We start from the raw sequence: 255 nt of genomic DNA, 5'->3' as shown, positions 1-255 counted from the left end.
ATCGCGCCGTACGCGTTTTTGATGGCGATGGTCGGCCTGTTGGAAACCCTGCTGACCCTCAACCTCACCGACGAAATCACCGAGACCCGTGGTTATCCCGACCGCGAAAGCGTGGCCCTGGGCGCGGCGAATATGGTCTCGGGCCTGTTCGGCGGCATGGGCGGTTGCGCGATGATCGGGCAAACCGTGATCAACCTCAGCTCCGGCGGGCGTGGGCGTTTCTCCGGGGTGTTTGCCGGGGTGATGATTCTGTTG

General features: G+C 63.1%; 1 protein-coding gene. It reads left to right on the top strand.

Annotation, left to right across the window (positions count from 1 at the left end; genetic code table 11):
* Positions 1 to 255, top strand: a 255-nt coding sequence (locus tag AAEY79_RS15675) for a SulP family inorganic anion transporter (RefSeq protein ID WP_352289523.1), incomplete at its 3' end; no start/stop codon positions are given.

It is taken from the genome of Psychrobacter sp. GW64-MNA-CIBAN-0177, from assembly GCF_040309585.1.
Lineage (GTDB): Bacteria > Pseudomonadota > Gammaproteobacteria > Pseudomonadales > Moraxellaceae > Psychrobacter > Psychrobacter okhotskensis.
The sequence above is the reverse complement of the archived record's forward strand: the minus strand, read 5'-3'. Positions and strand labels throughout refer to the sequence as shown.